General features: G+C 61.0%; 21 protein-coding genes. 2 read left to right on the forward strand and 19 right to left on the reverse strand.

The window, feature by feature from the left end; translation table 11 throughout:
* Positions 1-48: 48 nt before the first annotated feature.
* The 14 genes from AGR1_RS22230 to AGR1_RS22300 all read right to left on the reverse strand — a co-directional run bounded on the left by AGR1_RS22230 (position 49) and on the right by AGR1_RS22300 (position 14,642).
* A complete protein-coding gene (locus tag AGR1_RS22230; protein WP_137411954.1) occupies positions 49-399 on the reverse strand; it encodes a ribbon-helix-helix domain-containing protein in 351 nt (116 codons plus the stop codon).
* A 70-nt stretch (positions 400-469) separates the two neighbouring features.
* Positions 470-1,036: a DJ-1/PfpI family protein gene (locus tag AGR1_RS22235; protein ID WP_003523156.1), complete on the reverse strand. Its 567-nt coding sequence runs from the start codon at positions 1,034-1,036 to the stop codon at positions 470-472.
* Between the two features lie 97 nt (positions 1,037-1,133).
* Positions 1,134-2,531: an amidase gene (locus AGR1_RS22240; protein ID WP_149148280.1), complete on the reverse strand. Its 1,398-nt coding sequence runs from the start codon at positions 2,529-2,531 to the stop codon at positions 1,134-1,136.
* 52 nt (positions 2,532-2,583) lie between these two features.
* The gene (locus tag AGR1_RS22245) at positions 2,584-3,405 is read right to left on the reverse strand and encodes an ABC transporter permease (RefSeq protein ID WP_165691267.1); all 822 of its coding nucleotides are present in this window, start codon (positions 3,403-3,405) and stop codon (positions 2,584-2,586) included.
* Positions 3,402-4,352: an ABC transporter permease gene (locus AGR1_RS22250; protein WP_137411952.1), complete on the reverse strand. Its 951-nt coding sequence runs from the start codon at positions 4,350-4,352 to the stop codon at positions 3,402-3,404. Before AGR1_RS22250 ends, AGR1_RS22245 begins: the two co-directional genes overlap by 4 nt.
* 247 nt (positions 4,353-4,599) lie before the next feature.
* A complete protein-coding gene (locus AGR1_RS22260) occupies positions 4,600-6,135 on the reverse strand; it encodes an ABC transporter substrate-binding protein (protein ID WP_149148281.1) in 1,536 nt (511 codons plus the stop codon).
* Between the two features lie 207 nt (positions 6,136-6,342).
* Positions 6,343-7,245, reverse strand: a complete 903-nt coding sequence (locus AGR1_RS22265; protein ID WP_080793945.1) for a LysR family transcriptional regulator — start codon at positions 7,243-7,245, stop codon at positions 6,343-6,345.
* 143 nt (positions 7,246-7,388) lie between these two features.
* On the reverse strand, positions 7,389-8,138 hold the full coding sequence (locus AGR1_RS22270; protein WP_137411950.1) for an ABC transporter ATP-binding protein: 750 nt from the start codon (positions 8,136-8,138) through the stop codon (positions 7,389-7,391).
* Positions 8,135-8,971, reverse strand: coding sequence for an ABC transporter ATP-binding protein (locus tag AGR1_RS22275; RefSeq protein ID WP_149148282.1), 837 nt, complete (start codon positions 8,969-8,971; stop codon positions 8,135-8,137). Before AGR1_RS22275 ends, AGR1_RS22270 begins: the two co-directional genes overlap by 4 nt.
* Positions 8,968-9,900: an ABC transporter permease gene (locus AGR1_RS22280; RefSeq protein WP_137411949.1), complete on the reverse strand. Its 933-nt coding sequence runs from the start codon at positions 9,898-9,900 to the stop codon at positions 8,968-8,970. The genes AGR1_RS22275 and AGR1_RS22280 overlap by 4 nt, the downstream gene beginning before the upstream one ends.
* Positions 9,897-10,964, reverse strand: coding sequence for an ABC transporter permease (locus tag AGR1_RS22285; protein ID WP_077984083.1), 1,068 nt, complete (start codon positions 10,962-10,964; stop codon positions 9,897-9,899). The genes AGR1_RS22280 and AGR1_RS22285 overlap by 4 nt, the downstream gene beginning before the upstream one ends.
* A gap of 18 nt (positions 10,965-10,982) precedes the next feature.
* Positions 10,983-12,623, reverse strand: a complete 1,641-nt coding sequence (locus AGR1_RS22290; RefSeq protein WP_149148283.1) for an ABC transporter substrate-binding protein — start codon at positions 12,621-12,623, stop codon at positions 10,983-10,985.
* Between the two features lie 50 nt (positions 12,624-12,673).
* The gene (locus tag AGR1_RS22295) at positions 12,674-13,729 is read right to left on the reverse strand and encodes a dipeptidase (RefSeq protein WP_137411946.1); all 1,056 of its coding nucleotides are present in this window, start codon (positions 13,727-13,729) and stop codon (positions 12,674-12,676) included.
* Between the two features lie 205 nt (positions 13,730-13,934).
* Positions 13,935-14,642 (reverse strand): phosphoribosyltransferase, encoded by a 708-nt coding sequence (locus AGR1_RS22300; RefSeq protein WP_077984086.1) that lies wholly within the window; start codon positions 14,640-14,642, stop codon positions 13,935-13,937.
* Positions 14,643-14,852: 210 nt separating this feature from the next.
* On the opposite strand from AGR1_RS22300, the gene AGR1_RS22305 reads away from it, so the two are divergent.
* Complete coding sequence (locus AGR1_RS22305; protein ID WP_187772261.1) at positions 14,853-16,025, forward strand: M20 aminoacylase family protein; 1,173 nt, start codon at positions 14,853-14,855, stop codon at positions 16,023-16,025.
* 206 nt (positions 16,026-16,231) lie between these two features.
* On the forward strand, positions 16,232-16,933 hold the full coding sequence (locus AGR1_RS22310; protein WP_149148285.1) for a DNA helicase: 702 nt from the start codon (positions 16,232-16,234) through the stop codon (positions 16,931-16,933).
* A gap of 49 nt (positions 16,934-16,982) precedes the next feature.
* Here AGR1_RS22310 and AGR1_RS22315 read toward each other — a convergent pair whose 3' ends face one another.
* The 5 genes from AGR1_RS22315 to AGR1_RS22335 are packed head-to-tail and all read right to left on the reverse strand — an operon-like array spanning position 16,983 to position 22,320.
* Positions 16,983-18,779, reverse strand: coding sequence for an adenine deaminase (locus tag AGR1_RS22315; protein WP_149148286.1), 1,797 nt, complete (start codon positions 18,777-18,779; stop codon positions 16,983-16,985).
* On the reverse strand, positions 18,776-19,696 hold the full coding sequence (locus AGR1_RS22320; protein ID WP_149148287.1) for a nucleoside hydrolase: 921 nt from the start codon (positions 19,694-19,696) through the stop codon (positions 18,776-18,778). The genes AGR1_RS22315 and AGR1_RS22320 overlap by 4 nt, the downstream gene beginning before the upstream one ends.
* A gap of 2 nt (positions 19,697-19,698) precedes the next feature.
* On the reverse strand, positions 19,699-20,724 hold the full coding sequence (locus tag AGR1_RS22325) for an ABC transporter ATP-binding protein (protein ID WP_077984091.1): 1,026 nt from the start codon (positions 20,722-20,724) through the stop codon (positions 19,699-19,701).
* Entirely contained in the window at positions 20,717-21,496 is a 780-nt protein-coding gene (locus AGR1_RS22330) for an ABC transporter permease (protein ID WP_065655279.1), read from the reverse strand. The genes AGR1_RS22325 and AGR1_RS22330 overlap by 8 nt, the downstream gene beginning before the upstream one ends.
* Complete coding sequence (locus AGR1_RS22335) at positions 21,493-22,320, reverse strand: ABC transporter permease (RefSeq protein WP_149148288.1); 828 nt, start codon at positions 22,318-22,320, stop codon at positions 21,493-21,495. The genes AGR1_RS22330 and AGR1_RS22335 overlap by 4 nt, the downstream gene beginning before the upstream one ends.
* Positions 22,321-22,364: the final 44 nt, after the last annotated feature.

Below are 22,364 nucleotides of genomic sequence, written 5' to 3' on the forward strand. Positions count from 1 at the left end.
GCACAGGAATGAGGTTGAGGGTATCGCGGCACAAAAGCGGGACGCGCCCTAGTGATAATTCACCTTTTCCGCATCGAGAATGCTGTCTGCATCCAACGCCGCAATCGGACTATCGCTGTGCGCCGGAATATCGCCGGAAAGCTGAAGCGCTAGATAACGCCCGCAGCAGACCCGCAGGAACGAGGTGAAATTGCCGAGATCGTGCCCGGCGTCGATCGATTCATTATAAAGCTTGGCGATGAGTTGCACGCTGTTCATGCCGTCACGCCGCGCGATCTCGTCCAGTGTCGCCCAGAAGAAATTCTCGAGCCGCACGCTGGTGACCATGCCATCGATCCTGAGCGACCGCGTATGGCTCTCCCAAAGCGCCGGGTCTGCCTTGATGAAAAGCTTGCACATGGTTTCCTCCCTCACCACGCTTGAAAGATAGGCGGAAAACGGGACCGGAAGAAGCCCCGTCTCCCCGTTCTCATTTGCCAAGCACGGCCATGAATTGCGAAAGCCAGGCCGGATGCGCCGGCCATGCGGGCGCCGTTACCAGTTTGCCGTCGGTAACGGCTGCATCGATGGCGATATCGGCATAGGTGCCGCCCGCCAGCTCTACCTCCGGGCGGCAGGCGGGATAGGCCGAGCAGGTGCGGCCTTTCAAGACGCCCGCAGCCGCAAGCAATTGCGCGCCATGGCAGACGGCGGCCACCGGCTTGTCGGCCTCGAAGAAATGTTTCACCGCCGAAAGCACATCCGCATTGAGCCGCAGATATTCCGGCGCGCGGCCGCCCGGAATGACCAGCGCATCGTAATCCGCAACCTTGATATCGGCGAAGGTGGCGTTGAGCGCGAAATTATGGCCGCGTTTTTCCGAATAGGTCTGGTCGCCTTCGAAATCATGGATGGCCGTGGCGATTGTCTGGCCCGCCTTCTTGCCGGGGCAGACGGCGTGCACCGTGTGGCCGACCGCCAGCAGCGTCTGGAACGGCACCATGGTCTCATAATCCTCGGCGAAATCGCCGGCGATCATCAAAATTTTCTTCGGCATGTCTTTTCCTCCCGTTTTCGAATGCCTTTGGGCACCCTAACAGGCGGGATCGAGATGCGGGTATTATGGCAATACTACAGGACCGATAAAGCTGGGATCAGCGGACCTGCGGCGGCTGTGGCCAGCGCCGCACGCCGCCGCCCCAATTCTCGAAGGCTTTTGAAAGCTTCAGCACGAACAAATCCTCGTAACGCGGCCCGACGATCTGCAAGCCGATGGGCATGCCCGATCTGGAGAAGCCGCAATTGATCGAGGATGCCGGCTGTTCCGACATGTTCCACGGGACCGTGAAGGCGATATGTTCGAAGGGCCGTTCGGGATCGTTGGTGGGCGAGGCCCAGTCGGCCGGATAGGACACGATGGGATTGACCGGTGAAATCACCGCATCCACCTGCTGCATCAACCGCCCGCAAGCCTTACGCATTTCCATGGTCTGGTTGAAACCGAAAACGGCGCGCGCGCCGGAGACATCCGCGCCCTTCTGCGCCCATTCATGAATATAGGGAAGGATAGCGGCGCGACGGTCAGCGCTCAGCGCCGCCATGTCGCCCCAGAACTTCGCCCGCCAGAAATCGTCCAGCCCGTCCAGCATCTCGCGTGTCAGCACCGGCTCGACCGGGATGACGATGGCGCCCGCCGCCTCGAACAGTTTCGCAGCGGAGAGCACGGCGTCGCGCACCTCATCTTCCAGCGGCAGGCCGCAGCCGGCATCCAGCATCAGGCCGATTTTCAGGCCCTTCACATTAATATCGAGATCCATCCAGTCGATGCTGTTCGGCGGCAGCGAGGTGCCGTCGCGCCAGTCGGGCCGCGAAAGCGTCGCCATGGCATAGGCGGCATCGGCAACGGTGCGGGTCATCGGCCCGGCGCAGCGACCGGTATAATAGGGATCGACCGGGATACGGCCCTGGCTCGGCTTGAAACCGAAGAGCCCGGTCCACCCCGCCGGCAGCCGCACCGAGCCACCAATATCCGTGCCGATATGCAGCGTGCCGTAACCCGCAGCCCCGGCCGCGGCCGCACCGGCGCTGGAACCGCCGGGGTTCTGGGTGGGGTCCCACGGGTTGCGGCTGAGCTTGTGGAAACTGGAAAGGCCGGAGGAAAGCATGCCGTAATCCGGGCAGGTCGTCTTGGCGTAAATAATCGCGCCATCCTCACGGCAGCGGGCGGCCACCGGCGCGTCCTCAACCGCAGGCACCAGTTCCACCGCTTTGGTGCCAAGCGGCACGGGATGGCCTTTCGTGGCGATCAATTCCTTGAGCGAGACCGGAATGCCATCGAGGGCCCCGAGCGTTTCACGCTTTTGCCAGCGCTCCGTCGAGGCCAGCGCCTGCCTTCGTGCATCCTCTGGATCATAGGCGTAAAGCGCATTCACCACCGGTTCGAAAGCATCGATACGCGCTTCCACCGCCTGCCAATATTCCGATGGCGAAAGCTTCCTATCCCGGTAAAGCGCCAGGATTTCGAGCGTGTTGAGGTCTATGAGATCGGTCATGGCATCGTCTCGTCAGAAAACAGGAAATAGGGGCGATATCGGCTTGAAACGGTCAGCTTGTATCGCGCGGGTCAAGCATGTCGCGCAGGCCGTCGCCGAGAAGATTGAGGCCGAAGACGGCGAGCGCAATCGCAAGGCCGGGCATGATGGCAAGCCAGGGTGCGGTGCCGAGATAGGTCTGGGCATCGGCCAGCATCCGCCCCCAGGTGGCGGCGGGCGGCGGCATGCCGAGACCGAGGAAAGAAAGGCCGGCTTCCGTCAATATCGCAAGACCGAGCTGGATCGTCACCTGCACGATGATCTGGTTGGAAATATTCGGCACGATATGGAAAAGCGTGATCTTGGCGCGGTTCTGGCCGATGCTGGTGGCGGCGGTGACATATTCCCGCGACCATATCTGCAACGCCGCCCCCAGCGTCAGCCGGGCAAACACAGGCACCATGAAGGTGGCGATGGCGATGATGGCGGTGAAACGGCCCGTGCCGATGAAAGCGCCGAGCATCATCGCCGACAGGATGGGCGGCACGGCGAAGATGATGTCGCAGATGCGCATGACCACGGTTTCGGTGAAACCGCGAAGCGCCGCAACCGCGACGCCGATGGTCGTGCCGATAAATGCGCCGATGGCGACGGCAGCGATGGAGGTGGACAACGAGTTCCACGCACCGGCCATCAGCATCGACAACACGTCGCGGCCGAAATGATCCGTGCCGAGACCGCCATAAACGAAGGGCGATTTCAGCTTCTGAACGATCTGCATCTTTGTGGGGGACACAGGCGTCCAGACCAGCGACAGCAGGGCGACTGCGACCAGAAAGACCGTGACGGCGATGCCGACGGCAAAGGCGGGGCGGCGGCGGATCAATCGCATCATCGCGCACCTGCCCGCAGTCTCGGATCGATGAGGAGATAGGCGATATCGACCACGAAATTCATGACGATCACCAGCGCCGAGAAGAACAGCACGACGGATTGCATGACGACGATGTCGCGCTGGGTCAGCGCCTGATAGGCAAGCCGCCCGAGGCCCGGCAGGTTGAAGACATTCTCCACCAGCACCGCGCCGGCAATGAGGAAGGTGAATTGCAGGCCGATCATGGTGATGACAGGGATCATTGCATTCGGCACCGCATGCCGCCACAGCGCCACCCGCTCGCTCAGGCCCTTGGCGCGTGCGGTGCGCACGAAATCCTCATTCATCACTTCCAGCACGGCGGAGCGGCACACACGCGTGAGAACTCCGGCCTGCGACAGCGCCAGCGCGACCGCCGGAAGGATGAGCGCCGTAAGACCCGCTGAAAAGTTCGGCGTCCAGCCGGGAAAACCGCCGGCCGGCATCCAGCCGAGCGTGGTGGAAAAGACGATGATGAGCAGCAGCCCGACCCAGAAGCCGGGCACGGCAATGCCCACATGCGAAAATAGCCCGGCCGCGAAATCCAGCGCCCCGTTGCGGCTCCGCGCCGCCGCCACGCCGAGCGGAATGGCGGTGGCCACCGAAAGGCAGACGGCCAGCAGCGCAAGCGGCAGGGTAACGGCCAGCCGCTCCAGGATCAGCCCCGCAACCGGCACGCCATAGGTATAGGATTGCCCTAGGTCGCCATGAAATACGCCGGCCAACCAGTGGAGATAACGCAGCGGCAGCGGCTGATCGAGGCCCATCTGCTTCTGCAGCGCCGCGAGCGTATCGGGGCTCGCCGAGGTTCCGAGCATGATGGCCGCCGGATCGCCCGGCAGCAGGCCCATGACGATATAGATGATGAGGGAAACGGCAAACAGCGTGATGACGAGGCTTAAAAGACGCCGAATGAAGACGGCTAACATCTGGCATCTTCTCCTTGCGTGGTTTTGTAGCCGGATGTCGTGGAGAGATTTGCTGTCATCCCCGCACACTCTTGCCTCATCCCTGTTCCCCAGAACATGCCCGAGGATGTCACAGGGATCCAGCCGACGCGCGTCCGTGCGGCGGACAGACACCTGTCAGCCCAAGGACTTGGGCTGGCTGGATTCCTGAGACAAGCACAGGAATGAGGTGGATGGGGAAACTGCGCCCTACCCCTCACAACAAACCCTATTCTTCCCAATGCACATCCGTCAGCACATTCGAGGGAATGGGCTCGTTTTCCCAAAGCCCCTTCACCTTCTTGTCCCAGACACCGAGTTTCGGCATGACGAAAAGAAAAAGAGCGGGTACATCTTCCGCGAGGATTTTCTGGGCTTCGCCATAGAGCTTCTCCTGCTCACCGGCATCCGCCGTCTTTTCGACATTCGCCACGACCTCATTGAAGGCCGGGTTCTTGTAATTGAAGTAGTACGGGTCGCGCGCGTAGATATCGATATCCATCGGCTCCGCATGGGCAACGATGGTCATGTCGTAATCCGCGCCTTTGAGAACATCCGCAACCCATTTCGCCGGAAATTCGGTGGTCTCGATGGGCATGGTCACGCCGATTTCGGCAAACATCGCCTGCAGGATCTGCGAGGTGCGCTGGGCATAGGCCATTTGCGGGGCCTTGATGGTGAAGTTGAATCCATCCGGATAGCCGGCTTCGGCAAGCAGCGCCCTGGCCTTGTCGATATCGTAAGGATGTACCCCGGTCGTATCGATATAACCGCGATCATTCGGCGTGTAATGGCTACCGATGGCCGTGCCGAAGCCGGACCAGGCGCCTTCGATCACCGTGCCGCGATCCACCGCCATCATCAGCGCCTGACGCACACGCTTGTCATCGAAAGGCTTGCGAGCATTGTTCATGCCCGCCACGACCTTGAGTTCAGTATTGCCGACGAAGGTGCCGAGACGCGCGTCGCCATCGAAGGAGGTCATCAGTTCCGGCGCGCCGAATTCCGGAAAGGCATCGATATCGCCAGACTTCAGCGCTGCGGCCTGCGCCTGAGGATCGGACACGAAACGGAAGGTCGCCTTGTCGAGCTTTACCAAAACGGCCTCGTCCCAATAGGCGTCGTTCTTCTGCAGCTCGACTTTGTCGCCCTTGGCCCAGTTCACGAATTTAAACGGACCGGTGCCGACCGGCGTGGTGCGGTTATTTTCCGCGCTTTTCGGCGCCACCATCACGGAGGCCGGCCAGCCGAGCCAGTAGAGAAGGCTGCCGGCCGGCTGCTTCAACTTCAGCACCAGCGTTACGGCATCCGGCGTCTCGATAGTGTCGATGGCGGCGAAGAAGCGTTTCTGCGGATTGACCGAGCTTTCGCCACGCGCCCGATCCAGCGAAAATTTGGCGACAGAGGAATCGAAAGCCTCGCCATCATGGAAGGTCACGCCCTTGCGCAGCTTGAACGTATAGGTCTTGCCATCAGGGGAAATTTCCCAGCTTTCGGCAAGCTGCGGCTTCACCTTGCCTTCGCGGTCGATCTTCACCAGACCTTCGAAGACATTCTGCCAGGTGACCTGGCCGATGGCCACGGGCGCGGCGATGGTCGGATCGAGGCCGGCCGGCTCGACGGCCATGCCAAGCGTCAGCGTGGTTTTTGGCGCGGCTTCGGCAACCGTTACCGAAAGCGGCAGCCAGAGCGCCGTGCCCAATGCGAGGGTCAGCGCGGCGCGGCGCGAAAACGTTGCCGCCTGCGAAAGATAAGTGCGTGGCATCATTGTCCCCTGTCTGGCGGCCGGGGCATTTTTGCCCTTCCGAAGACCGCCCGTTGCAAAAAGAGTGTCATGTTGCAGGCGCACACACAATCTCGATTTTTGTGTGCTCCGTGTAGCTGAAATGGCTACACGGAAATGCGGATGGAAATCAACCTTGGTGGGCAATTCTCCACACTGGCCAATTCCTCTCCCGGCGGGGAGAACAAACTACCCTGCCGTCGCCTCGCGCATGAAGCGCTCAATGAAGTCCGCAAGCTTGGAGGCGGCGAAGGACAATTGCCGGTCCGGCGCAACGCAGAGATCGATCTGGGTGTGGATACCTTTCTTGCCGGAGAGCGGAACGGCGACCATCTGTCCGCTGCGGATTTCACGCGCCACCGAAAGCGCCGGCAAAAGCGTGGCGGCGGCGTGGCCCAGCACCAGTTCCTTCAGCATTTCCAAAGAGCTGGTGATGAAGACGGGATCAAGCTCGATGCCGGCATCAGCAAACAGCGTGTCGAAGGCCTGACGCGCAGCGAAACTCTTGTCCGGCAGGGCGAGCGGCAGCCCGGCCAGCTCTTTGAGCGAAACTTCCGCCTGCCCGGCAAGCGCATGACCGGCGGGAAAGATCGCGTCATAGCTGATACGGGTGCGCGAGCGCACTTTCACACCGGAGACTTTCGGCGCGAACAGGCTGACGACCAGGTCCGCTTCCGCCGCACCCAGCGCCTCCATTGCCTGGCGGGCGCTGGTAATATGCACCTCAAAACGCAGCTTCGGATATTTCAGGCTGAACTGCGCCAGCACCGGCGCCAGAAGGTTCGCCACCGTCGCACCATTGGCATAGACCGTGACCCGGCCGCGTTGCAGGCCCTTCAGATCGTCTATCAGTTGGTGCACATGGTCGAGTTCCCGCAGCGTCTTGCCGGCGCGGGCGGCGAGCAGCTCCCCCGCAGCGGTCAGCTTCACGCCACGGCTGGAACGCTCCACCAGAGGCGAGCCGAAATAATATTCAAGGTTCTCTATCTGCCGGCTCACCGCTGTCGGCGCCACATTCAGGTTTTCCGCCGCGGCGCGCATGGAATTGGTGCGGACCAGTTCGTCGAAATACATCAATGCACGCAATTGCATGGGGTGGGTACCTTTTTCGGGTGGGGCGGCGTTGGCGCTCACCATATCATTGCAGCGTCGCGAAAGAATACTTCACCCGGAGAGATCGCCGCTTGTTTCTTCTCCCCGGCGCGGAGAAGTGCCGGGCCGCAACGCCGCACTCCTCAAACGCGCTTGAAGCCCTCGCTCGCCACAAGCAGCTGGCGGGTATAATCCGCGCTGAATTCCCGGCTTTCCAGCGCCTCAGCCTCCAGCATTTCCACCACCTTGCCGCTTTTCATCACCGCAAGGCGATCGCACATGTGGCTGATGACGCCGAGATCGTGGCTGACCATGACGAAGGTGAGGTTACGATCCTTGCGGGCCTGTTCCAACAGGTTGAGGATTTCCGCCTGAATGGAGGCGTCGAGCGCCGAAGTCGGCTCGTCCAGCAGCAGGATTTTCGGCTCGACGATCAGCGCACGCGCAATGGCGATGCGCTGGCGCTGGCCTCCGGAAAGCTGGTGCGAATACCGAAAGCGGAAGCCGGAACCGAGCCCCACTTCGTCCAGTGCGCGGGCAATGCGCTGTTCGCGATTGTCGAGACCGTGGATGACGAGCGGCTCGAGCAGCAGCGCATCCACCGTCTGGCGCGGGTGCAGTGAACCGTACGGGTCCTGAAACACCATCTGTACATCGCGGTAGAAGCTCTTGTCGCGGTGCTTGCCGGCATAGGAGCGCCCTGCCACCATTAGCGAGCCTTCGTCGAAATGGTTTAGGCCGGCAATGGCGCGCAGCAGGGTCGACTTGCCGGAACCGGACTCGCCGACGATGCCGAAGGATTCACCCTCGGCCACATCGATGCTGACGCTGTCGAGCGCGATGTAACCGTCGAAATCGACCACCATGTCTCTGATGGAAAGAACCGTGCTCATGCGCGCCACTCCGCCTTACGTTCCAGAACCGGCAGCGGATGCCGGTGACCGCCAATTTCCGGCAGGCAGTTTAAAAGGCCCTGCGTATAGGGATGTTTCGCTTCCTTCAGATTGGCGGAGGACAGTTCTTCCACAACCTTGCCGGCATACATGACGAGAACACGGTCGCAGAACGAAGAGACGAGGCGCAGATCGTGGCTGACGAAAATCAGTCCCATGCCGCGTTCCCGCACCAGCTTGTCAAGGATATCGAGCACTTCCAGCTGCACCGTGACGTCCAGCGCCGAAGTGGGTTCGTCGGCGATCAGCAATTCCGGGCCGCAGACCAGCATCATGGCGATCATGACACGCTGGCCCATGCCGCCGGAAACCTCGTGCGGGTAAAGATCGAAGACGCGCTCGGGATCGCGTATCTGCACCGCTTCGAGCATGGCAAGCGTGCGCTGGCGCGCCTCGCTGCCGCCGATCTTTTCGTGGGTACGCAGCGTTTCCATGATCTGGCGACCGATGGTCATGACCGGGTTCAGCGAATATTTCGGGTCTTGCAGGATCATGGCCATGCGCTTGCCGCGCATGATCCTTCGCTCTTTTGCAGAGGCCTTGAGCAGATCGATATCGCCGAAGCGAAGGGCGTCCGCCTCGATACGCGCGTTTTTCGGGGTCAACCCCATGATGGCGCGGCCGGTCTGCGATTTGCCCGAGCCGGATTCGCCGACGATGCCGAGCCGCTCGCGGCCGAGCGTGAAGGACACGCCGCGCACAGCCTCCACCAGCCCGGTGCGGGTGGGGAAGGATACGCGCAGGTCCTCAACGGTCAGAAGCGGCGCGCTCATTGGTTCGCCTCCTTGGGATCCAGCGCATCGCGCAGGCCGTCGCCCAGAAGGTTGAAACCGAGGCTGACGATGAGGATCGCGATACCCGGCATGGCGGCAACCCACCATTGATCGAGAATGAAACGGCGGCCGGCGGCGATCATCGCGCCCCATTCCGGCAACGGCGGCTGGGCACCGAGGCCAAGGAAGCCGAGACCAGCTGCGGTGAGGATGATGCCGGCCATATCCAGTGTCACGCGCACGATGAGCGATGACATGCAAAGCGGCATGACATGTTTTAGAACGATACGGAACGGCGACGCGCCCATGAGTTTGACCGCCGCGATGAAATCGGAATTGCGGAAGGTCATGGTTTCGGCGCGCGCGATGCGCGCATAGGGCGGCCATGAGGTGACCGCGATGGCGAGCACCGCATTTTCAATGCCCGGCCCGAGGGCCGCGACCAGCGCCAGCGCCAGAACAAGCTTCGGGAAGGCAAGGAAAATATCGGTGATGCGCATCAGAACCGCATCCACCCATCCCCCGGCATAACCCGAAACGGTGCCGACGATCAGCCCGATAGGTGCGGCGATGATGGCAACCAAGAGCACAACGAACAGGGTCAGCCGCGAACCGTGGATGAGGCGCGAAAGAATATCACGCCCCTGATCATCGGTGCCAAGCAGATACCCGGCCGTGCCGGGTGGCAGAAGCCGGGCATTACGCAGGTCCCCCTGCACCGGGTTATGCGGGGCCAGAACATCGGCAAACAGCGCCACGAATAGCAGCGCGACGATGATGCCGAGCCCGAGCAGCGCCAGCCGGTTTTCTGAAAAGCGCCGCCAGATGACATAGGCGCGCCCAAGCCGCGCCTGCCTGCGCGAGGCCGGCCGGTCGGAGAGCAGCCATTCGCGGCTATAGGGTTTGATCGTATCGGTCGAAAGGGTCATCGGCTGCGCGTCCTTGGATCGAGCGTCCGGTAAAGCAGATCGGAGAAGAGATTGATGCCGACGAAGATGGCGCCGATCACGATCGTGCCGCCGAGAACGGCATTCATATCCGCATTCTGCAACGAATTGGTGATGTAGAGGCCGAGCCCCGGCCAGGCGAAGATGGTTTCGGTCAGCACCGAACCTTCCAGCAGACCGGCATAGGAGAGCGCGATCACCGTCACCAGCGGAACGGCGGCATTGCGCAGCGCGTGGAACCAGATGATGCGCGTTTCCGAAAGCCCCTTGGCGCGGGCCGCGACGATATATTCCTGGGCAAGCTCGTTCAGCATGAAGGAACGCGTCATGCGGCTGATATAGGCCAGCGAGAAATAACCGAGCAGAGAGGCCGGCAGGATGATGTGGCGGAAGAGATCCCACAACACGTCCCATTGCCGCTGCCAGATGGCATCGATCAGGAAGAAGCCCGTGACCGGCGTGAAGGTGAATTCATAGACAATGTCCATTCGCCCGGGATAAGCCACCCATTGCAGCCGGGCGTAAAATACCAGCAGCGCCAGAAGGCCAAGCCAGAAGATCGGCACGGAATAACCGATAAGGCCGATGACGCGCACCACCTGATCGGCAAAGCTGCCGCGTTTCACGGCGGCAAGCACGCCAAGCGGAATGCCGAAGACGGCGCCGATGATCGTGCCGATGGTGGCAAGCTCTATCGTCGCCGGGAACACCCGCTTGATGTCCTCCATGACAGGATTGGTGGTTAAGACAGAGGTGCCGAAATCACCGGACAACGCCTGCTTCAGATAAAGGAAGAACTGCTGCCAGAGCGGCAGGTTGAGGCCGAGCTGCTCACGCACGCGCTCGACTACATGCGCAGGCGCGCGGTCGCCGACGATCGCCAGCGCGGGATCGATCGGCACCACACGGCCAATGAAAAATGTAACCGCCATCAACCCCAGGAAGGTGGTGATGACGGTGACGGCGAAGCCGAGAACGGCTTTCACGCGGGCGTTGGCACGGCGTTTGCCCTGCCTCGCCCGGCTGTTTGCTTCAACGATGCTCAAGAGACCGATCCTTCCGGATCATTCCTTGGAGATGTTGTAGACATAGTTGGTGTCGAAGCTCGGACCGAGCTTCAGGCCTTTGAGCTTTGCGGAATAACCGGCAACTTCCGTCTGCTGGAAGATGATGACGAAGGGACCCTTCGCCAGGACTTCTTTCTGCAGGTTCTGGTAGATCGTCGCGCGTTTGGCGCTGTCCTTCTCCAAAAGCGCCGATTGCGTTTCCTTGGTCAGCTCCGGAACGTCCCAGGCATTACGCCAGGCAAGTGTCTTGTTCTTGCCTTCATCCGAATTGTCGTAGTTGATGGTGAAGGTTTCCGCATTCGAGTTCGGGTCGAAATAGTCCGAACCCCACTGACCGATATAGATATCATGCGTGCGGGCGCGGTATTTGGTCAGCGTCTGCTTGCCGTCGCCGGGAATGATTTCGAGCTTGATGCCGGCCTGCGCCAGCGTCTGCTGCACGCTTTCGGCAATGCCGGTCACCGGCTGGGTGTTGCGCACATCCATGGTAACGGTGAAACCATCCTTCAGGCCGGCCTTGGCGAGAAGCTCCTTCGCCTTGGCGACGTCGAGTTTGTAGGGGTTCTCGTCAAGCGCACCCAACTGCCCCTTCGGCAGGAAGGTCTGATGAATTTCGCCGATGCCCTTGATGATCGTCGCGCCGATGGCGTCGTAATCGACCAGATATTTGAAGGCTTCGATGACCTCGGGTTTCTTCAGGTTTTCGTTTTTCTGGTTGAGGCTGAAATAGTAGACGGTGCCTTTGGGTGCGGAGGTGACGGCAAGCCCTTCCTTCTTGGAGACGGCTTCCATATCGCCTGGCTCAAGGTTGCGGGCCACATCGATATCGCCGTTTTCAAGCGCCAGACGCTGGCCGGAGCTTTCCTTCATATGGCGGTAGACGACACGCTTGAGCTTCGGCTTTTCACCGTAATAATTCGGATTGGCTTCCATGATCACGGCCTCATTGGCCTTCCAGCCGAGGATCTTGTAAGGGCCGGAACCGGCATAACCGGTCTTCAGGTAGTCGTTGCCAAAATCCGTATCATATTTGTAATCGGCGCTCGGGGTTACGGATTTCGCCTTCTCCATGACCAGTTTCTTATCGACCACCGAAGCGACGGTCGCGGTCAGCACGTTCAGCACGAAGCTCGGCGCATAGGGCTTGTCGACCGTCAGAACGAAGGTATTCGCATCTGCAGCCTTCGCCTTCTCGGTGACGTTGTCACCGCTGAGGCCGAACTGCGTCAGCAGGAATGCCGGCGACTTGTCGAGCTTCACGGCGCGTTCGAAAGAGAAAGCCACATCATCGGCCGTGACCGGATTGCCGGAGGCGAATTTCAGGCCGGATTTCAGCTTGAACGTATAGGTCAGACCATCGTCGGATGTCGTCCAGCTTTCGGCCAGATCGCCGACAACCTTGGATGTGTCGTTGATATCGATGGAAACCAGCTTGCTGTAGGTATTGCCGGTGACTTCGGCGGCGGAGAGTTCGAAAGCCTCACCCGGATCGAGCGTGATGATGTCATCGATGGCAAAACCTTCAACCAGCGTATCGGCCGGCGTGGCGGCAAAGGCATGCGGTGCAGACAGCATCATCAGCGACAAGGCGGCGCTGGTGCCGAGAATACGCATGGATTTGTTGAGCGATTTGATCATAGGATCTCCCCTTTTGTTATAAGATTGATTTGGTTCGCTTAAAACTGTTCTCAGGCCGCCTCGCGCCAGGCCTCAGACAAAACACGCAGCCAGTTTTCCCGGCATATTTTAGCAAGTTCTCCATCACCGTAGCCCGCCGATTTCAGCGCCGCAACCAGATTGTGGTTGCCGCTGGCATCCGCAATACCAACGGGTACAGTCGCGCCGTCGAAGTCCGATCCAAGCGCGACACAGTCGATGCCCATACGTTCCACCATGTAATCGATATGGCGCACCATGTCGGAGAGCGGCGTATCGGCAATGTCACGCCCATCGGGCCTGAGCATTGTCACGGCGTAGTTGAGGCCGACCAGACCGCCGCTTTCCCTGATAGCGTCCATCTGCCTGTCGGTGAGATTGCGGGCGACGGGAGTGAGCGCATGTGCGTTGGAGTGGCTGGCGATCAAAGGCTGGTTGGTGGTCTTCGCCACATCCCAGAAGCCTTTTTCGGTGATATGCGCGAGATCGATGAGAATGCCGAGCCTGTTACATTCCTTCACCAGCGCGAAACCGGCATCGGTGAGACCGGGCGCGGTATCGGGCGACATGGGATAAGAGAAAGGAACACCGTGGCCGAAAATATTGTGCCGGCTCCAGACCGGGCCGAGCGAGCGCAGGCCGGCGGCATAAAAAACCTCCAGCGCGTCGAGATCGGCCCCGATAGCCTCGCAGCCCTCCATATGCAGCACGGCGGCGAAAATATCCTCGGAAAAGGCCTTGCGGATATCAGCCGTGGAGCGACAAAGCCGCCAGGCGCCGGCGCGGTCCAGCCTCAGCGCAATCGCCGCCTTTTCCATGGCGATATCGAGTGAGGGCTGGCGCTCCAGCGGTGAAGCCAGCGGCGTGTTGTAATGGCCGCTATCGTCCGGTTCCTGAAGAATGAGATCGCCGGAGGGAATATAGATCGCGCAGATGCCGCCGCCGAGACCGCCTGCCCTTGCACGCGGACCGTCTATATGGCCTTCACGTGTTCCGTTCTTGAATTCGGCCACCGGATCGGCGCCGGCCTTGCTGTTGCGCCACAACCGAAGCAGCACATCATTATGACCGTCGAACACTGCATGCATGGGAAGAAATTCCAGTAACCGGCAAGAACAAAGGGAGCGGGCAGACGCCGGGATGACACCGCGCGAAAGCAAACCGACGCACCATTCGCCGACCGCTATTGTCTGTCGGCGGTGATCTTAGGCCGATCTCACAAAGCTTCGCAAGACACAAATTAGGCAGCGGTGAAATTATCACCACTTGCCTTTTGGCGGAATTTGCGCTTCGTCAGGCGCGCCAGCCGCCTTCCGCTTTGGTGAGCAGCGGCGTCGAAAAAACACCCCTCACCCGCTCTGGCCACTCCGGCCCGAAAGCGGCGATTTTTTCCCGCCAGCGATCCGATTGCAGCATGGCTGCGCCGATGACGGCAGGCCGAATGCCGGAGGCGGCGAGAAGCGAAAGACCCGATATGATTGAACTGCCGCTGGAGATCACGTCATCCACCAGCGCCACGCGCCGGTTCTCGATGAGCGGCAGCATGCGCGGATCGATATAGAGCCGTTTTTCCTGCCTTGTGGTGATGGAGGACATCGGCACCGACAGTTCCTCCAGATACCAGAATTTGCGCGAGGTGCCGAGCGGCACGTAACGGGAATGGCCGAGATGCCTGGCGACAGCGGCGGCAAGCGTCAGCCCCAGCGTCGGCAGGCCGATGACGACATCGGGCTTGAAGGGAAGAAGTTTTGCAGCCAGATCGGCCGCCAGCACCTCCAGCACCTCAAAAGAAGCCTGATTGACGATGAGCGAGGCAAGCGCATGTTCGCCATCCGCCAGCGGCCTTATCGGCAGGCAGATCTGCCGGCCGTCATCCAGCTCCGCCGGAAAGAAGGTGGAATGCGGACCGGCCGTATCGAAGGTGGCGGGCGGAAGTATGTCCTGCCAGAACTCATGAGGCGCGGCGGGGGATGGGACGACGGGCGATGCGGATGACGGCATCGTTCTTTTCCTTTCAGGAGCGGGGCGGCGAAAAGCGCTCACATTTTTCAGCCACGCCAACCCGGTTCTTCACATCAGGCATTTTAACAACCACAACAGGCTGCGGGTTCATTTCATTGGCTTTTTCAGCTAGAAGGAAACAAAGCAACAGGCATTCGGACGAACCCACCTATGACGCGGGTTTTTCCCATATTCAAGGACAAGCCGCCCATGAGACTGCTGGACCGCATCGGCGAGGACCTGCCATTCCTGACGGAGCTTCGCCACGACCTGCACGCGCACCCGGAACTGGGCTTCGAAGAGGAAAGAACCAGCGCCATCGTCGCCGATCTTCTCGAAAGGGCCGGGTTGAAGGTGCATCGCGGTCTTGGCGGCACCGGCGTGGTCGGCACATTGCAGGTGGGCAACGGCACCCGCAGCATCGGCCTGCGCGCCGACATGGATGCCCTTGCCATGCCGGAGGCTCCCGACCGGCCCTACAAATCGAAATTTCCCGGCAAGATGCACGCCTGCGGGCATGACGGCCACACCGCCATGCTGCTGGGTGCGGCGCGTTACCTCGCAAAGACCCGTGATTTTTCCGGCGCCGTGCATTTCATTTTCCAGCCCGCCGAAGAAGGCCGCGGCGGCGCGAAGAAGATGGTGGAGGACGGGCTTTTCACCCTGTTTCCCTGCGATGCGGTCTATGGTCTGCACAACATGCCGGGGCTGGGCGTTGACGAAATGGCCGTGGTGGAAGGCCCGCAGCTCGCCTCTTCCGATAGCTGGCGCGTCACCTTCAAGGGCATCGGCACCCACGGCGCCAAGCCGCATCTCGGCCGCGACCCGGTAACGGCGGCCGGCGCCTTCCTCGCCTCGCTGCAAACCATCGTCGGCCGCGTCGTCGATCCGCTGCAGCCGGCTGTCGTCAGCGCCTGTTCGGTGCAGGCGGGTGACCCGAAGGCGCTCAACGTCATTCCCGATCTCGTCGAAATCGGCGGCACCGCGCGTGCTTATGCGGCTGATGTGCGCGACCAGCTCGAAGCGGAAATCGGCCGGCTGGCAAAGGGCACGGCGGCAATGTTCGGCATCGAGGCGCATTACGAATTCATCCGCCGTATTCCACCCGTCATCAACGAGGCGGACGCGACGAAACGGGCGCTGCGCGCCGCAAAAACCGTCTTCGGCAACAAGACCCGCACCGCCTTCCCGCCTTCGACCGCCGGCGACGACTTCGCCTTTTTCGCGGGCGAAGCCCCTGGCTGCTACGTCTGGCTCGGCAACGGCCCGGCCGTGGACGGCGCGCTGCACCACAACACTTCCTACGACTTCAACGATGCGGCCATCGTGCCGGGCGTGGCTTTCTGGGCGACGCTGGTGGAGCAGGAACTGGCGGCGGAGTGACCTTTCGTACATTCAGTGCGTCGCTGCCCTCGACGCTTGCAGCGAATCGAGGACGGCGCTAACTTTGCTTTATCGGCTCGACCCAAGCCTCCCCCCCTCCTTTCGGGGAAGCATTCGACATGCGGGGTAACATCATCATCGAACCGTCTGTTCGGGCATTCGCATAAGGAGGGATTGCGTTTCGGACCCGCAATAGAGGTCTTTTGATGAAGCTTTCTACTCCGATTTTTCAATTGAAACGACGGGCCAAACTTATGGTCCGAAATAACACCATTCCTTTACACGAGGCATTGGACCAGATCGCGCGAGAGGAAGGGTTTGCAAGGTGGAGCCTGCTTTCCGCTCACCTTGCGGCGAGTTCTTTGTCTAAAGACCTGTTCTCACGTATCGTGGATGGCGACATGCTTCTGCTTGCCGGGCGCCCGGGCCAAGGCAAGACAGCGCTTGGGTTTGAACTGTTGTGCGCGGCAACTGAGGACGGACGGCGGTCTGTTTTGTTCACGCTCGAAATGACAGAACAACAGGCCCGAAAGCGCATCAAAAAAAATGCAGCCGGTCACACAGAAACCGAGATAGTGACGTCGGACGAGATATGCGCGGATTACATTACTCGCCACTTGTCTTCGGCCACGCGCGGCACTTTCTCCGTAATAGACTATCTGCAAATCCTCGACCAGCAGCGGCACAAGCCCGACCTTTCTCAACAAGTGAGCGTCCTTGGAGAATTCGCACAAAAGACTGGCGTTATTTTCGCATTCATCTCCCAGATTGACCGCTCATTTGATCAGGAAAACAAGCGACTTCCCGATATGCGCGATATCCGACTGCCTAACCTGCTGGACTTGGGCCTCTTCACTAAAGCCTGCTTTCTCCATAATGGAGAGGCGCAACTTCAAAATGTGAACTAAAAACGGACGGGCTGCCGTGGCGACAACATCGTGGCAGCCCGTCTTGATATTATAATCCCAAAACCCCAATCACTGGGCTTTCCATCACCCTGCCCGTCAACACATCGGCAATGCCCATATCCGTCTGGTGCGGGCCGATATTGCAGGCGAGCGTGGCGCCGAAGCAGGCCTTGAAGACAAGATAGGGTGGCTGCCATTCCACGACCCTGCCGACGGCTTCGCGCAATACTTCGAAAGCCTTTGCCACGTCTTCAAGCGGGGCGTCGGAAACGAGGCCTGAAAGCGGCAACGGGAGAACTGCGGTGACCTTGCCTTCGGAAGCGACAGCCATGCCGCCGCCTGCCGTTATCACCGCATTGGCGGCGAGCGCCATGTCATCGGCATTGCCGCCGAAAACGGTGAGGTTGTGGCTGTCATGCGAGACGGTGGTGGCAAAGGCACCGTTCCAGTTTCCCCAGCCGGTGAGGAAGCCGGTTCTGGTGATCGGCTCGGCCATGCCGTGGCGATGGGTGACGGAAATCATCGTCGCGCCTTCGGGCGGAACGATGAAACCGTCCTTCACTTCGGCATCCGCCTCGCCCCACTGCGTAAAGCGCGGGCGGTCGATGGTGGCGAGGCGCACCTTTGCCCCTTCCGAGGCGACCCGGAAATCATCGGCCTTGCGCAGCAGCAGCTTCATCGAACCTTTAAGGGCTGTCGCATCGCAGGCCTGGACATCGGCGAGCATGTGGCCACCTGCCGCAACTGCTTGGCCATTGGCGAGAACATGACGGGCTGAAAAGCCGCTCAAATCCTCAAAGACGGCGATATCAGCACGGCGACCGGCGGCGATGAGGCCGAGATCGGGGCGGCCGAGCCGTTGGGCGGCATTGAGGCTGGCGGCACGCAGCGCCCATTCGGGCCTCAGCCCGTAACCGACAAGGCGGCGCACCACATCATCAAGCCCACCGCCCTTCAGCAGATCGTCAGGGAAAACATCGTCGGTGCAGAGCGTCACCGTCTGCGGAAGATGGCCGAGCGCATTCAACGCTTCCACGAATTCCGGAAGCAGGTGATCGTGCGAGCCACGCAGCTCGATGGTCAGCCCTGCCCGCAGCTTCGCCAGAAGGTCTTCAGCGGAGACAAGCTCATGATCGGAGGAGACGCCCGCCGCCATGAAGGCGTTGAGATCCGCATCTTTCAGGCCACGCGCATGGCCGCAGAGCAGCTTTTGCGAGACAAGCCCGGCCTGCACGATGCCGCTCATGCGCGGATCGCGCTCGATGACACCGCGCATGTTCATGATTTCCGCGACACCGCCGACCTGCGGCCATGTCAGGATATCGGCAAGAATGGCAGCATCGAAATCCGCCCCGCTACATTCCAGACCGGGCGCAGACGGCACTGAAGACGGGGCAAGCAGAATGGCGCGCAGCGGCAGGTTCTCGATTGATTTCACCGCCCAGCGCACGCCATCGACACCATGCACATTGCCAAATTCATGTGGGTCCCAGACGATGGTGGTAACGCCGCGGGCGACAACCGCCGCCGCATAGGCGGCCGGCGTGATCATCGAGCTTTCGATGTGCATATGTGTGTCGATGAGGCCGGGCGAGACATAGGCGCCTGCCGCATCGATGATCCGTGCGGCGTCGCTCCGGCTTGCCCGCTCGTGCACGCTGGCGATCAGCGGGCCGACTATGCCGATATCGGCGGCGCGAAGCTCTCCCGTCACCACATCCACCAGAGTTCCACCGGTGACGAGAATGTCGAAAGGCGCATCACCGCGTGCGGCGGCGACCGCACGGGCGCGCAGCGTGTCGTCGTTGAGATCGGCAGGCTCGGATGTCAAAGAGTTCGCACTCATCGGGCGGCCTCCCGGCGCAGCGCCTCGAGAATCGCCGTCTTCGTACCTTCGGCATCCACCCTCTCGGCGAAATGCGCGTTGAAGGCCTGAGCTTTCTGAGCGCGCGTCTCGACCACGGTTCGCCCGCGCGTCAGCGTCGCGTGAAGCTCGACATCAATCCGCGCATGACGCCAACCGATGAGACCGGAGGTAAAGCCGACGGCGGCCACGGGATCGTAGAGCGCCATGGCGGCTCTGCCACCGCTGGCGGCGATGCCGATGAAACCTTCCAGCAAATCGGCGATCAGCCCGGCATTCTTGCCGCCGGCGTTACGGATCGGCGCTACATCGGCCGCTCCCGCAGTGACTTTGCGACAGGCGTCCAGATCGACCATGCGCAGCGGCAGGCCGTGCGAAAGAACGATGGCCAGCGCTTCCGGATCGGCAAAGGCGTTGAATTCGGCCGAGGCCGTGTGGTTGCCGCTCGTCACGCCACCGCCCATCCAGGTGAGTTCCGAAAATCTGGCGGCAAGATCCGGCCGGGCAAGGCACAGGGCGGCGATATTGGTGAGCGGGCCAAGCGCGAGAATACGCTTCTCGCCTGTCCCCTCCAGCCAGCCGCAGAGTGCTGCAAAGGCATCGCTTTTCGGCAGAGCCGGCGCCTCCGGCAGGCTTTGCCCGACGGTCGGAATGCCGCTTTCGCCCAGGATCGATTGCGCTGTTTCCAGCGCACCCAGAACCGGCATGGCGCGGCCCTGATGGATCGGCATCGACCAGCCGAAGGCCGCAACCGCACCCGCGGCATTACCGGAGACCGCTTCCAGCGTGGCATTGCCGAAGACCAGCGAGATGCCGTCGATGGCAAGACCTGCCGACTGCACCACCATGATGGCAGCGATGTCGTCAAAGCCCATATCGGTATCGATCCACACACCCATGGTCAGCTGAACACCTTGAGGCTCGCCGCCTTGTCAACCGGCAGGTCGAAGGCGAGCGTATCGCCGATGGCGTGGGCGGCCAAGGCGGCGTCCGTTTCCGCCTTGATGGGGCCGAGCGGCGTATCGAGCAGATATTCGCGGCTGTTGCCGGCAAAGGAGGTGCCGCGCACGGTTCCCTGGAAAGGACCTGAACCGAGGGTGACCATGCGCGGCCGCCAGGCCAGTCCAGATGCTGAAGGGACTGGTCCGGTAAGCGGTGTTGTGCCGTTTGCGGTTTTCAACGCGCCGCCATCAAGCGCGAAGATGTTTTCAAAGCCGACGAAATCCGCCACGAAGGACGAAACCGGCGCGTTATAAATCTCTTCCGGCGTGCCGATCTGCTCAATCTTGCCGCCCTTCATGACGACAATACGGTCGGCAAGCGCGAGCGCCTCGATCTGGTCATGGGTGACGAAGATCATCGTCACACCGGTTTCCTTCTGCACGCGCTGCAATTCGGTGCGCATTTCAAGGCGCAGCCGGGCATCGAGGTTGGAGAGCGGCTCATCGAGCAGGAGCACCTTCGGCTCCATGACCATGGAGCGCGCCAGCGCCACGCGCTGCTGCTGGCCACCGGAAAGCTCCGCCGGCTTGCGCGAGGCGAAGCTGGACAAGCCCACCGATTTCAGGCCGGAGGCGACCTTGTCTTCCAGCGCCTTGCCGCTCATGCCCTTGAGTTTCAGGCCGAAGGCGACGTTTTCGTAAACCGTCAGATGCGGGAAGAGCGCATAGGACTGAAACACCAGCCCGACGGCGCGCTTGTTTGCGGCAACGCGAGTGATATCGGCGCCATCGAGATCGATGCGTCCGCTTGCCACCGGCATCAGCCCGGCAATGGCGCGCATCGTCGTGGTCTTGCCGCAGCCGGAGGGTCCCAGAAGCGCGAGCAGCTCGCCCTTGCGGATATCGAGATCGAGGTCCTTGACGGCGACATTGCCGCCATAGGCGAGCGAGACTTTTTGGAGCGAAAGATAATTTGCGTCAGACATAACGGGAGAACCCCAGAAAACGTTCGGCCATGAAGACGATGCCGATGGAAAGGAAGGCGAGCAGCGAGGAGAGTGCGGCCACCGAAGGATCGAAGACGATTTCCATGTAACCCAGCATGTCGATGGGCAGCGTGCGCACACCGGGACCCGACAGGAACAGCGACACCGGCACCTGATTGAAACTCGTTACGAAACCGAGAATGAAGGCTGAGAGAATGCCGCCGCGAATATTCGGCAGCACGACGCGGAAAAACGCCCCCACCCGCGACGAGCCGAGCAGCACCGCCGCCTCTTCGATATCGGAGCGCAGATTGTTGAGGCTGGCCGATACCACCCGCACCGCATAAGGCAGGATGAGCGCTGTGTGGGCGAGAAACAGGGCAAGCGTGATGCCGATGCCGAAGGGCACGACGAAATAACGCAGCAGGGCCAGACCCACGATGATGCCGGGCACGATGATCGGCGCGGAAACGATGGTGCGCACTGTCTCGGCAAAAGGCAGCTTGTAGCGCGACATGGCGTAGGACGCCGGAATGCCGAGGATGAGCGCCGCAAAGGTGCCGCCGATGGCAAGGAACATCGACATGGCGAAACTTTCGCGGAAGCTTTCGACGGTGAAGACCTTGGCGATCCATTTCAGCGAAAAGCCCTGCGGCGGAAAGGCGAGCGTATCGCCGGCCGAAAACGAGGCCGCAACGATGATGAGAAACGGCCCGATCAGGAAACCGACGACAAGAAGGAGCGTGAGCGGAATGAAGAGCTGCCGGGTCATTTCTTGTTCCTCGCGGTGGCGATGCGCTTCAAGAGGATATTGGCGGCAAAGCTCATGACGATCAGGATGAAGGCGATGACGCTGGCGGCAACGAAATTGTTGGAGACCGTCACCTGCTGGTAAAGCAGGGTCTCCAGCATCAGCACCTTGGAGCCGCCGAGAATGGCGGGCGTGATATAGGCCGTCAGCGAACCGGTAAAGACCAGCGTACCGCCAACGACCAGCCCTTCCTTGGTGAGGGGCAGGATAACCTTCCAGAACACCTGAAACCAGTTCGCGCCGAGAACGCGGGCGGCCGCGATCGTATCCTTCGGCATATTCTCCAGCGCGCTGATGAGCGAGATGATCATCAACGGCAGGAAGAGTTGCAGAAGGCCGATGAAGACAGCCGTTTCGGAAAACAGGATGCGTATCGGCGCATCGCTCAGCCCCACCGCCTGCAGCGCCTGATTGACGATGCCGGTTCTGCCGAGAATGACGATCCAGGCATAGGTGCGGGCGACCGGCGAGATCATCAGCGGCAGCACGACGAGATTGACCACATGGCCCTTCTTGCCCGACGACAGGTTGACGATGGCAAAAGCCGCCGCATAACCCACCACCGCCGACACGACGGTGACAAGCGCGCCGAGCTTCAGCGTGCGCAGGAAAACCGTCTGGTTCAGCGGATCGGAAAAGAAGGCGGCATAGGCCGACAATGTCCAGCCGTCAGTGGTGCGAAACCCCTCAGACAGCAGGATGAAGACCGGCACGAGAAAGACCGCCGCCGCGAAAATTGCGGCGGGCAAGGCAAGCGCCAGCGCTTCGGCCCGGTTCTGAAACATTGGTTTATTCCCTGAACGGCCTCAAAGCCGGTTGTTACGGCAGC

This window comes from Agrobacterium sp. B1(2019), from assembly GCF_008274755.1.
Lineage (GTDB): Bacteria > Pseudomonadota > Alphaproteobacteria > Rhizobiales > Rhizobiaceae > Agrobacterium > Agrobacterium salinitolerans.

Bases quoted from the DNA above. Each gene is read 5' to 3' on its own strand.
- AGR1_RS22230 (WP_137411954.1), bottom strand. From the start codon at position 399: ATGTGCAAGCTTTTCATCAAGGCAGACCCGGCGCTTTGGGAGAGCCAT.
- AGR1_RS22235 (WP_003523156.1), bottom strand. From the start codon at position 1,036: ATGCCGAAGAAAATTTTGATGATCGCCGGCGATTTCGCCGAGGATTAT.
- AGR1_RS22240 (WP_149148280.1), bottom strand. From the start codon at position 2,531: ATGACCGATCTCATAGACCTCAACACGCTCGAAATCCTGGCGCTTTAC.
- AGR1_RS22245 (WP_165691267.1), bottom strand. From the start codon at position 3,405: ATGATGCGATTGATCCGCCGCCGCCCCGCCTTTGCCGTCGGCATCGCC.
- AGR1_RS22250 (WP_137411952.1), bottom strand. From the start codon at position 4,352: ATGTTAGCCGTCTTCATTCGGCGTCTTTTAAGCCTCGTCATCACGCTG.
- AGR1_RS22260 (WP_149148281.1), bottom strand. From the start codon at position 6,135: ATGCCACGCACTTATCTTTCGCAGGCGGCAACGTTTTCGCGCCGCGCC.
- AGR1_RS22265 (WP_080793945.1), bottom strand. From the start codon at position 7,245: ATGCAATTGCGTGCATTGATGTATTTCGACGAACTGGTCCGCACCAAT.
- AGR1_RS22270 (WP_137411950.1), bottom strand. From the start codon at position 8,138: ATGAGCACGGTTCTTTCCATCAGAGACATGGTGGTCGATTTCGACGGT.
- AGR1_RS22275 (WP_149148282.1), bottom strand. From the start codon at position 8,971: ATGAGCGCGCCGCTTCTGACCGTTGAGGACCTGCGCGTATCCTTCCCC.
- AGR1_RS22280 (WP_137411949.1), bottom strand. From the start codon at position 9,900: ATGACCCTTTCGACCGATACGATCAAACCCTATAGCCGCGAATGGCTG.
- AGR1_RS22290 (WP_149148283.1), bottom strand. From the start codon at position 12,623: ATGATCAAATCGCTCAACAAATCCATGCGTATTCTCGGCACCAGCGCC.
- AGR1_RS22295 (WP_137411946.1), bottom strand. From the start codon at position 13,729: ATGCATGCAGTGTTCGACGGTCATAATGATGTGCTGCTTCGGTTGTGG.
- AGR1_RS22300 (WP_077984086.1), bottom strand. From the start codon at position 14,642: ATGCCGTCATCCGCATCGCCCGTCGTCCCATCCCCCGCCGCGCCTCAT.
- AGR1_RS22305 (WP_187772261.1), top strand. From the start codon at position 14,853: ATGAGACTGCTGGACCGCATCGGCGAGGACCTGCCATTCCTGACGGAG.
- AGR1_RS22310 (WP_149148285.1), top strand. From the start codon at position 16,232: ATGAAGCTTTCTACTCCGATTTTTCAATTGAAACGACGGGCCAAACTT.
- AGR1_RS22315 (WP_149148286.1), bottom strand. From the start codon at position 18,779: ATGAGTGCGAACTCTTTGACATCCGAGCCTGCCGATCTCAACGACGAC.
- AGR1_RS22320 (WP_149148287.1), bottom strand. From the start codon at position 19,696: ATGGGTGTGTGGATCGATACCGATATGGGCTTTGACGACATCGCTGCC.
- AGR1_RS22325 (WP_077984091.1), bottom strand. From the start codon at position 20,724: ATGTCTGACGCAAATTATCTTTCGCTCCAAAAAGTCTCGCTCGCCTAT.
- AGR1_RS22330 (WP_065655279.1), bottom strand. From the start codon at position 21,496: ATGACCCGGCAGCTCTTCATTCCGCTCACGCTCCTTCTTGTCGTCGGT.
- AGR1_RS22335 (WP_149148288.1), bottom strand. From the start codon at position 22,320: ATGTTTCAGAACCGGGCCGAAGCGCTGGCGCTTGCCTTGCCCGCCGCA.